This is a genomic window from Halomarina rubra, from assembly GCF_023699475.1.
GTDB lineage: Archaea > Halobacteriota > Halobacteria > Halobacteriales > Haloarculaceae > Halomarina > Halomarina rubra.
The window spans coordinates 206929-215748 of sequence record NZ_JALXFV010000001.1 but is presented as its reverse complement, the minus strand read 5'-3'; the positions used below and the strand labels follow the sequence as shown (position 1 = coordinate 215748).

Annotated in this window: 13 protein-coding genes; 4 read left to right on the top strand and 9 right to left on the bottom strand. The window is 67.3% G+C overall.

Features of this window, described 5'->3' with window-relative positions; translation table 11 throughout:
• Positions 1–34: 34 nt before the first annotated feature.
• From M1L36_RS01220 to M1L36_RS01200, 5 genes are all read right to left on the bottom strand, one after another.
• Positions 35–553: a DUF7311 family protein gene (locus tag M1L36_RS01220; RefSeq protein ID WP_250871875.1), complete on the bottom strand. Its 519-nt coding sequence runs from the start codon at positions 551–553 to the stop codon at positions 35–37.
• A gap of 9 nt (positions 554–562) precedes the next feature.
• On the bottom strand, positions 563–1027 hold the full coding sequence (locus tag M1L36_RS01215; protein ID WP_250871874.1) for a hypothetical protein: 465 nt from the start codon (positions 1025–1027) through the stop codon (positions 563–565).
• A gap of 96 nt (positions 1028–1123) precedes the next feature.
• Positions 1124–2473 carry an alkaline phosphatase family protein gene (locus M1L36_RS01210; protein WP_250871873.1) on the bottom strand — a complete coding sequence of 450 codons (1350 nt, stop codon included), beginning with the start codon at positions 2471–2473 and terminating at the stop codon, positions 1124–1126.
• Positions 2474–2578: 105 nt separating this feature from the next.
• Positions 2579–2722, bottom strand: coding sequence for a hypothetical protein (locus tag M1L36_RS01205; protein ID WP_250871872.1), 144 nt, complete (start codon positions 2720–2722; stop codon positions 2579–2581).
• A gap of 143 nt (positions 2723–2865) precedes the next feature.
• Positions 2866–3399, bottom strand: a complete 534-nt coding sequence (locus tag M1L36_RS01200; RefSeq protein ID WP_250871871.1) for an inorganic diphosphatase — start codon at positions 3397–3399, stop codon at positions 2866–2868.
• 206 nt (positions 3400–3605) lie between these two features.
• On the opposite strand from M1L36_RS01200, the gene M1L36_RS01195 reads away from it, so the two are divergent.
• On the top strand, positions 3606–3968 hold the full coding sequence (locus M1L36_RS01195; RefSeq protein ID WP_250871870.1) for a PadR family transcriptional regulator: 363 nt from the start codon (positions 3606–3608) through the stop codon (positions 3966–3968).
• A 37-nt stretch (positions 3969–4005) separates the two neighbouring features.
• Here the strand turns inward: M1L36_RS01195 and M1L36_RS01190 are convergent, their stop codons facing one another.
• Both M1L36_RS01190 and rnhA read right to left on the bottom strand, forming a co-directional pair.
• A complete protein-coding gene (locus M1L36_RS01190) occupies positions 4006–4596 on the bottom strand; it encodes a DUF7108 family protein (protein WP_250871869.1) in 591 nt (196 codons plus the stop codon).
• Positions 4589–5179, bottom strand: coding sequence for a ribonuclease HI (gene rnhA, locus M1L36_RS01185; RefSeq protein ID WP_250871868.1), 591 nt, complete (start codon positions 5177–5179; stop codon positions 4589–4591). The genes M1L36_RS01190 and rnhA overlap by 8 nt, the downstream gene beginning before the upstream one ends.
• A 158-nt stretch (positions 5180–5337) precedes the next feature.
• Here rnhA and M1L36_RS01180 point away from each other — a divergent pair, with 158 nt between their 5' ends.
• The 3 genes from M1L36_RS01180 (at position 5338) to M1L36_RS01170 (ending at position 7894) form a co-directional block, all read left to right on the top strand.
• Complete coding sequence (locus tag M1L36_RS01180) at positions 5338–6303, top strand: transcription initiation factor IIB (RefSeq protein ID WP_250871867.1); 966 nt, start codon at positions 5338–5340, stop codon at positions 6301–6303.
• Between the two features lie 170 nt (positions 6304–6473).
• Positions 6474–7745, top strand: coding sequence for a DNA repair protein NreA (gene nreA / locus M1L36_RS01175; RefSeq protein WP_250871866.1), 1272 nt, complete (start codon positions 6474–6476; stop codon positions 7743–7745).
• Positions 7742–7894: a hypothetical protein gene (locus tag M1L36_RS01170; RefSeq protein WP_250871865.1), complete on the top strand. Its 153-nt coding sequence runs from the start codon at positions 7742–7744 to the stop codon at positions 7892–7894. The genes nreA and M1L36_RS01170 overlap by 4 nt, the downstream gene beginning before the upstream one ends.
• A 21-nt stretch (positions 7895–7915) precedes the next feature.
• Here M1L36_RS01170 and M1L36_RS01165 read toward each other — a convergent pair whose 3' ends face one another.
• Together M1L36_RS01165 and M1L36_RS01160 are read right to left on the bottom strand one after the other, a co-directional pair.
• Entirely contained in the window at positions 7916–8359 is a 444-nt protein-coding gene (locus M1L36_RS01165) for a DUF302 domain-containing protein (RefSeq protein ID WP_250871864.1), read from the bottom strand.
• Positions 8360–8457: 98 nt separating this feature from the next.
• Complete coding sequence (locus M1L36_RS01160; RefSeq protein WP_369694193.1) at positions 8458–8820, bottom strand: DUF5789 family protein; 363 nt, start codon at positions 8818–8820, stop codon at positions 8458–8460.

The following is an 8820-nucleotide window of genomic DNA, read 5'->3' as shown; positions in this document are numbered from 1 at the left end:
GCCGGGACACGCCTCGGCGTCGACGACGAGGCGGTCACCGTCGAACGAGTGGGTGCATCGACAGTCGTCCGCGGCGTCCCCGCGGAGGCGTGCGAGCAGTGACATGGTCGGCGGTGGCCTCGGCTTCCGTCTTGAACCCTCGCCGGACGACGACGACGGACTCGCCGTCGTGCAGTCGGTGCGTGAACACCAGTCGCGTCTCGCCGCGGACGACGAGCGGGCCGTCGGAGACGACGAGGCGAGGCGCACGCTCGGTGTGCCAGGGACCGTCGCCGACGCGCCACGCGATTCGGCCGTCGCCGACGCGGAGGTGGCCAGTCCGCGTCCCCCACCCCCGCCTCGGGACCGAGACGGTGAGGACGCGACGCGCGGCCGACCCGCGGGCGACCGGGTCGCTCGTCGCGACCAGGCGCTCGCCGACCGTCCGGACGCGGTCGCTCGCCGTGTCGAGGGTCGCCGCACTGGTCGCGGTCCGGGCGTCGTCGACGACGGGGAGCGCGACGGCCACCAGCGCGGACGTGAGGAGCGCCGCGAGGACGATTCGAAGTGCCATCGGCGGCGCTCAGAGCGTCTCGGTGACCCGCGCGAGGATTCCAGCGCGCGACCCCTCCCCCTCGGACGACCCGGCCGGTGTGTCGACCTCGCCGGCGACGTCGGGCGTGGCGTCCCCGTCGGCCCGGTCGCCGTCCATCGAGGTGGGAATCGGCCGGCCGGTCGGCGCGTGGAGCGGTCCCGGCGACTGGAGCGGACCGGTCGGGTCCCCGTCCGCGGTGGCACCCCCGGTTCTCGCGCCGGCTTCGTCCGCGTCGGTCCCCTCGTCGAGTGCCGCGACGACGCCGCGAAGCGCATCGAGCGAGGCACGGAGGTCCGCGAGTTCGGTCTCGAGGTCGGCGACGCGCTCCCGGTCGAGACCGGAGCCGACCGGCCCGACCGTCGTGGTCGTGGGGGGAGTGTCGTCGGTCAGCGCGCGTTCGATGGCGTCGACGCGGTCGGCGAGCGAGCGGTCCGCGGTGGGGGCGTCGGACATGGCGAGCGCTGGTCGCGTCGTCGTACTTGAACGCTCGGGCGAGAACGGAGTCGGACCGAACCGACGAGTGCGCGTGGTGGTCGCGTCGGAGACGGCTCAGGCGCGGGTGAGGCTGGAGCCGTCGAACGCGGTGCGGTCGTACTCGACGTCCATCAGGTCGAGGATGGTCGGCGCGATGTCGAGCAGGTCGGCGTCGCCGACGTGGACGTTCTCGTCGTCGACGAACAGACACGCGTTGTCGAAGCTGTGCATGCCGTTGCGTGGGCCGGAGGTGAACACCTCGCCGCCGTCCTTGAAGCCGGCCTTGAGGTCGTAGCCGTGGTTCGGGATGACGACGAGGTCGGGGGCGATGTCGTCGTGGGCACCGCGGAAGGCGTCTTCCTTGGTGACGACGCGCTCGGCGACTTTCGAGCCGTCGGGTCCTTCCATCGCTTCGAGGTCGGCCTTGAGTTCGTCGCGGACGGCCTCGTAGTCCTCCTCGGCGACGCTACCGCGCGGTTCGCGGCCCTCGAGGTTGATGTAGAAGCGACCGGGGATGAACGCGTAGGCGCGGGTGTCGTCGGAGATGTCGCCCAGCGAGTCGTGGTCGTCGTCCTCGAAGTCGAGCCAGCCGTTCTCGCGGAGCCACGTGTTGAAGTGGACCTCGTGGTTCAGGCTGGTGAACCCGTGGTCGCTCGCGACGACCATCGTCACGTCCTCGGGGAGCATCTCGCGGAGTTTGCCGAGGTACTCGTCGACGCGCTTGTAGAACTCGATGAACAGCTCCTTGTCGTCGGTGTCGTCCTCGTAGTCCTTGAACAGGAAGTGGTTGACCCGGTCGGTCGTCATGAAGACGCCGAAGAAGAGGTCCCAGTCGTCCTGCTCGATGTAGTGGCTGAACGCCTCGAATCGGGCGTCGATGGTCTCGTAGGCGTCCTCGATGAACTCGGTCTTGTCCTCCTTGTGCCCGAGTTTCGAGTTCATGTCGATGCGGTAGCCACCGGCTTCGAGGGTCTCACGCAGTTCGTCGGGGTAGGCGGCCTTCTCGACGCTCGGCGAGAGGAAGCCGCTGACCATCCGCTGGACGTTGCGCTGGGGCGGGAACGTGACGGGCACGTTCATCACCGTCGCCTCGCGGCCGGCGTCGGTCACGCGGTCCCAGAGGCGGGTCGCCTGCACGTCGCGTCCCATCGGGACGTACGTGTCGTACGAGCCGTTCTCGCGGTCCTGAAAGCCGTAAACGCCCGTCTCGCCGGGGTTGACACCCGTGGTGAGGGAGGGCCAGCAGGCGCTGGACTCCGGCGGGACGATGCTGTCGATGGCACCGGCGGTTCCCTCGCTCGCCATCGCCGAGAGGGTGGGGAACTCCTCCGGGTTGTCGCTGACGAGGCTGTAGGGGACACCGTCGATACCGAAGAAAGCGACGCGGGGGCCGTCACCGCCGCGAAGCCGGTCGAACAATCCCATGGTACGCCTACCACGACTAGGATACAAGAAGCTACCCCTCTCGTGCGCCGCTCACGACGGGGCTGAACCGACCGACGCCGCGAAGGTACCGGCAGGCGCGGTGGGCTATCGGCGACGCTCGCCGCCGTCGGTCGCGAGCGGGGGCTTCGTCTCCGACTCCGCGTCGAGGTCCTCGACCGACTCCTCGGGGCGTTCGAAGTTCTCGGGAACGACGGTCCGGTGGTGCATGCCGAACGGACGTGCGCTCATAACGGTAACACCTACCGCTTGTGTGGACTAAAAATTACCCATAATCATAACACATCCGTCGCTCGCGGTCCGATTACCGACAGGAATTACCGGGAGTCACCGCGCCACGGCGGCGCGCGGTGACGGCGTCTCGGTACCTCGATTCAGCCGAAGTGCTCCTCGTAGAGGTCCTGGGCGTGTTCGATGGCGTCGTGGGCCGCAGCCTTGTCCTCCCACCCGAGCGTTTCGACCTCCTTGCCCTTCTCGAGGTTCTTGTACGTCGAGAAGAACTCGTCAATCTCGTCGCGCGTCTGTTGCTGGATGTCCTCGAGGTCCTGGACGTGGTCGAACCGCGGGTCCTCTTCGGGCACCGCGATGACCTTGTCGTCCTGCTCGCCGTCGTCGTCCATCTTCATGAGCGCGACCGGGCGCGCCTCGATGACGCAGCCGGGGAACGTCGCGTCCTCGACGAGCACGAGCACGTCGAAAGGGTCCTCGTCGTCGTAGTAGCTCTGCGGGATGAACCCGTAGTCCGAGGGGTAGTGGACGTTGCTGTGGAGCACGCGGTCGAGGACGACGCCGGGGACGTCCTTGTCGTACTCGTACTTGTTGCGCTCGCCTTTCAGACACTCGACGACCGCGTAGATGGTCTCGGGTGCGTTCGGCCCCGTTTCGAGGTCTTCCCAGAGGTTCGTCATCGTCGGATGTGCGCGCAACGGCCAAAAAGTACTTTCGGCACGGCACTCCGTATACGAGTACGGCAATTATCCAATCAGCAGTGTCTATAAATAGCGATAGTCTCTGCATAATTATGGTCGCGAATCCCTCCGCAGTAAGGCGATATGCCAGAGAAACACGTTGATGGTTGAGAAGTTTTAAATAGTGTCGTGTCCTCCCTTCGCTCATGTCAGAGGCACAGTCAGTAGCCGGCGACCCGGGCATCAGTCGCGAATTGACAGCATTCCAACAGAACATCCTCGTCATTCTCGCCGAGGAACCCCGTTACGGGCTCGCGATCAAGCGGGAACTCGAGGAGTACTACGACTCCGAGGTCAACCACGGGCGGCTCTACCCGAACCTCGACGACCTGGTCGAACTCGACCTCGTCGAGAAGAGCGAACTCGACAAGCGGACGAACCAGTACGCGCTGACCGACGAGGGCCAGCAGGCCGTCCTCGACCAGCTCAACTGGGTGTTCACCCGCTACGTCACCGACGAGTCCCGCGCAGACGACCTGCGCGAACTCATCGACGCGATCGAGCAGTAACCGAATCTGACATACGGCACGGGATTTTTTCGAGGCGCTATCGCTCCCGAGCGACTGCCATCGTCCGCTCGAGGGACTCCTCGACGACCGCGCGCTGGTCGGCGCTGGGCCACGCGTTGCGCGGGAAGTACTCGTCGAGGAACTCCGCACGCATCTGGTCGGTCGCCGCCTCGATGGGTTTGAGATAGTGGTTCCCCATGAAGTCGGCGAACGCCGCGGCGTTGTCGCCGTGGACCTCGCCGTGGGTCTCGCGGACGCGCTCGACGACCGTTCGGTTGTGCGCGTCGACGGTGTCCCAGTCGGCGTCCTCGGCGGGGGCTTCGAGCGGTATCTCGACGGCCCGAGCGGTGTCGTCGACGAGTTCGACGCGGACCGACCCGTCCTCGACCCACTCCGCCGGATGGACGACGAGGACGTCGTCGTCGCGTTCGCGGGCGCCGAAGTCGTGTTCGTCGAGCAGGTCGTCGCGCGTGGCGCGTGCGGCCGCCGCCTCCTCGGGGTCGACGGCGTCGCGCGCGAGGCGGGTGAGTCGCTCGGCCTCCTCGACGACCGACTCCGGCGGGTCGTCGGTCGTCTCTCGCTGCTCGTCGGGCGGGGCGGACTGTTCGGTGGGAGTCTCGTCAGTCATCGAGTGCCTCGTTGGCTAGTTCGTCGGCCCGGTCGTTTATCTCGCGCGGAACGTGGTCGAGGCTCCACTCGTCGAACTCGCGGAGCAGTTCCCGAACCCGAATCCGTTTCTCCTTCAGTTCGGGGTCGTTCGTGTTCCACGCACCCTTCACCTGCTTGACCACGAGTTGGGAGTCGCCGCGAATCTGGAGGCTGTCGAACCCGAAGTCGGCGGCGGCTTCGAGCGCGTGGACGAGCGCCTCGTACTCCGCCTGGTTGTTCGTCGCGCGGCCGATGCGTTCGCTGCCCTCGGCGGCGATTCCGTCGCCCGTGACGATGACCCACCCGACCGACGCGGGACCGGGGTTCCCCCTGGACGCACCGTCGAAGTAGACGTGGGCACGACCGCCACCGCCCTGCAACAGCCCGACGAGTCGGGTCGGACTCCCCCCCTGGACGACGACCTTGTCGTCGTAGGCGACGGCCGTCGCACCCTCGTGGTCGGCCCGCCAGCGTTCGTGGTCGGTGTTCCCCTCGCGTACCGCGACGCCCGCCGCGACCAGACGCTCGCGGGCGGCCGCGGGGTCGCACTCGATGACCGGCATACTCGCGCTCCCCGGGGGACGGCGAAGTGGGTTTCGGTCCCTCACGAACCACGGGTAAACCCCGAGAAATCACGCGCCATAGGTCCGTTCCGCCCAGAGCCAGGCAACTCAACAGGGGAAAGCTTTAAATAGTGGTCCCGTGATACTATAAAAACGCGATGACACGGCCCACCCGGACTCGGGAGCGAGAGCAAGCGGCTGAATCGGAGCAATCGGAGCAGGAACAACAGCGAGTGTGTCCGGAGTGCGGGTCGGACCAACTCGTGAAGTCGACGGACAGAGGTGAGACGATCTGTGACGACTGTGGTCTCGTCGTCGACGAGGACAACATCGACCCAGGCCCGGAGTGGCGGGCGTTCAACCACTCCGAACGGCAGAGCAAGTCCCGTGTGGGTGCCCCCACCACCCAGACGATGCACGACAAGGGGCTGACGACGACCATCGACTGGAAGGACAAGGACGCCTACGGGCGCTCCATCTCCTCGAAGAAGCGCAGTCAGATGCACCGCCTGCGAAAGTGGCAGGAACGCATCCGCACGAAAGACGCCGGCGAGCGCAACCTCCAGTTCGCGCTCAGCGAGATCGACCGGATGGCCTCGGCACTCGGCGTGCCACGCTCGGTACGCGAAGTGGCGTCGGTCATCTACCGCCGCGCACTCAGCGAGGACCTCATCCGCGGGCGCTCCATCGAGGGCGTCGCCACGAGCGCACTGTACGCCGCCTGCCGCAAGGAGGGCATCCCGCGTTCGCTCGAAGAGATCTCGGAGGTCTCGCGGGTCGAGCGCAAGGAGATCGGCCGCACGTACCGCTACATCTCCCAAGAACTCTCCCTGGAGATGGAGCCGGTCGACCCCAAGAAGTACGTCCCGCGGTTCTGCTCGGAACTGGAACTGAGCGAGGAGGTCCAGTCGAAGGCCAACGAGATCATCACGACGACCGCGGAGGAGGGCCTGCTGTCGGGGAAGTCCCCGACGGGCTACGCCGCCGCGGCCATCTACGCCGCCTCGCTGCTCTGCAACGAGAAGAAGACCCAGCGCGAGGTCGCGGACGTCGCGCAGGTGACCGAGGTCACCATCCGCAACCGCTATCAGGAGCAGATCGAAGCGATGGGCATCCACTCGTAAGGACCCGCTCTCGCACCCCGAGTACCGATTTTCGCGGCACGCATCGAACGACGACCACCAGCGACGGCCTCGCCGACTGCAACCGCACTCGCCGGCCCCCACCCCCGAGCGCGTTCACTTTCACCGCGCTGGCGAGGGGTTGATAGGCGACCGGGCCGACTGACGAACGTATGAATCTCGGCGAGTACTTCGAGGAGGTGAGCGAGGACGAAGCGGCTCGGAAACGTCGCCTCGCCCGCGAGAAGTCCTACGAGATAACGGAGTACCTCGCCGACGTGGAGCGCCAGTTCGACGACGCCGTGCAGGGCGACTCCCTGTTCGGGTCGACCTCCCCCTCCATCTTCGTCGGGCGGTCGTCGTACCCGAACGTCTCGGCGGGCCTGCTCGCACCCGTCAGCGACGCCGAACACGCCGCGGAGTACGAGACCGGCCCCCACTGGTACCGCTCGGGCTACACCATCTCGGACGTGTTCCAGGCGCGGACGAACCTGCTCAACTCCAACCAGCGCACCAACGTCCACGTCGCCGACGAGTGGGACGGGTTCACCGGCGTCCAGCGCGAGGTCGCCATCGCCGACCGCCCGGTCGACGTGGAGGTCGGACTGGACGGTCCGCTCGACGTCGACCTCGACATCACGATGGAGGACGTCTCCTCGCCGACCGGGCCGCGCGCGACCGCCGAGTCCGCCGAGTTGACCGAGAACCCCCACGTCCCCCGCGCCGTCGAGAAGACCCTCTCGGACGACGACTGGCGCGCCGAGGGCGCGATGACGTACCTCTACAACCGCGGGTTCGACGTCTACGACATCAACACCATCCTCTCGGCGGGGGCGCTCGGCCAGACCCGCCAGCGAAAGCTCGTTCCGACGCGGTGGTCGATAACGGCGGTCGACGACACCGTCGGCGAGTTCCTGCGAGGGTCGATCCGCAACGCTCCGAGCGTCGACGAGACGAAGGTGTGGTACAACGAGTACCTCGGCAACCGGTTCTGGGTCGTCGTCGCCCCCGGCGACTGGGAGTTCGAACTGGTCGAGTTGAAAGCGCCGGGGAGCATCTGGAACTGGAAACAGGGCGACTACCTCGTCGCCGCCGACTACGAGAACTACGAGGGCCGCACGGGGTACGTCGAGGAGACCGCGGGCGCGTACTACGCCGCCCGTCTCGGCGCGCTCGAACACCTCGCCGACGAGGGGCGACAGGCGAAGGTGCTCGTCGTCCGCCACGTCACCGAGGACTACTGGGGGCCGGCCGGGGTGTGGCAGGTCCGCGAGACCGTCCGCAACGCGTTCTCCGAGGGCGACCCCGGCGTCGCCGAGACGTTCCACGACGCCGTGAACCAACTTACGCCACGGCTCCCGGTGTCGATGAACCGCCTCCGACGGAACTCGGAGATGGTTGCGGGCCTCCAGTCGAGTCTCGCGGACTGGGGGGTAGGCGGGTGACCGCCCCGGTCGCCGGCGAGGCGCTCGCCGCGGCGCTCCCGCTCGTCACCGGGGTGGAGCTGATGGTCGCCGGACTCCTCGCGTTCGCCGTCCTCGGTCTACCGGGTATCGTGGTGATGCTCTACTTCCAGCGCCGACGGAACGGCTGAGCGCCGGGAGGACGAGACCGCCTACGCCGAGTCGAGGTTCGCGAACGCCTCCTCGACCATCTCGCCGGTGTCGCTCACGAGGTCGGACCACTCCTCGGAGTCGGGGGCGACGCCGAGCAGACGGCCCGCACGCATGATGGAGAGGTGGTACACCTGCTGGACGCCCGGTTCCTCCTCCCAGACGACGACGTTGCAGGGCATCAGACCACCGAGTTCCATGCTCATGTCGAGCGCGCGGTCGGCCATCGCGGGGTTGCACGCCCCGAGAACGTAGTACGGGTCGCGGCCGGCGTCGACCTTCTCGTTGAGCATCTCCGAGGGCGAGAACTCGACGGGGACGCCGAACCCGGCGTCCGTGAACACCTCCCGGACGTGTTCGATGGCGTCTTCGTGGTTCATGGTGAGTGTTGCGCGCTTCTCACCGATGTCCTCCGCGTCGATGTCGCTGGGGTCAATTGGCAGCACACTCGCCGTACGGGGCCAGCGAGAAAGTGGTTTACTCCTCCGGCGGTCCTGCGTCGCGGCTCGGAATCTCCGAGACGCGACCGTCAGCGAGCGTTTCGCTACTTCTCGTCGGCGTCGCCGTCGGCCGCGTCGGCCGCGTCGTCGGCCTCGCTCTCCTGGTCGGTGTCGCTCTCCTCGCGCTCGCGCGTCGGGACCGGCCCGGTGCCGACGATTCCCTCGACGGTCTCGCGGAGGTCCTCGGACGCCGGGAAGTACGTCTCGTCGGTCTCGTCGAGAATCGACTCGACGGTCCGGGGACCGTCGGGCGTACGAAGCTCCTCGTCGCCCACGCGTCGGACGACCTCCGAGCGCTCGATACCGAAGTGAAGCCGCGAACTGATGCGTGAGAGCGGCGCGCCGTCGACGGCGGGCCCCTCGCCCAGTTCGACGATGGGTCCGTCGTCTTCCTCGTCGTCAGCCAT

Coding starts and splice junctions, on each gene's coding strand:
- M1L36_RS01160 (WP_369694193.1), bottom strand. CDS start 8,820: ATGGCTGACGACGAGGAAGACGACGGACCCATCGTCGAACTGGGCGAG.
- nreA (WP_250871866.1), top strand. CDS start 6,474: ATGAATCTCGGCGAGTACTTCGAGGAGGTGAGCGAGGACGAAGCGGCT.
- rnhA (WP_250871868.1), bottom strand. CDS start 5,179: ATGCCGGTCATCGAGTGCGACCCCGCGGCCGCCCGCGAGCGTCTGGTC.
- M1L36_RS01200 (WP_250871871.1), bottom strand. CDS start 3,399: ATGACGAACCTCTGGGAAGACCTCGAAACGGGGCCGAACGCACCCGAG.
- M1L36_RS01215 (WP_250871874.1), bottom strand. CDS start 1,027: ATGTCCGACGCCCCCACCGCGGACCGCTCGCTCGCCGACCGCGTCGAC.
- M1L36_RS01205 (WP_250871872.1), bottom strand. CDS start 2,722: ATGAGCGCACGTCCGTTCGGCATGCACCACCGGACCGTCGTTCCCGAG.
- M1L36_RS01220 (WP_250871875.1), bottom strand. CDS start 553: ATGGCACTTCGAATCGTCCTCGCGGCGCTCCTCACGTCCGCGCTGGTG.
- M1L36_RS01190 (WP_250871869.1), bottom strand. CDS start 4,596: ATGACTGACGAGACTCCCACCGAACAGTCCGCCCCGCCCGACGAGCAG.
- M1L36_RS01195 (WP_250871870.1), top strand. CDS start 3,606: ATGTCAGAGGCACAGTCAGTAGCCGGCGACCCGGGCATCAGTCGCGAA.
- M1L36_RS01210 (WP_250871873.1), bottom strand. CDS start 2,473: ATGGGATTGTTCGACCGGCTTCGCGGCGGTGACGGCCCCCGCGTCGCT.
- M1L36_RS01180 (WP_250871867.1), top strand. CDS start 5,338: ATGACACGGCCCACCCGGACTCGGGAGCGAGAGCAAGCGGCTGAATCG.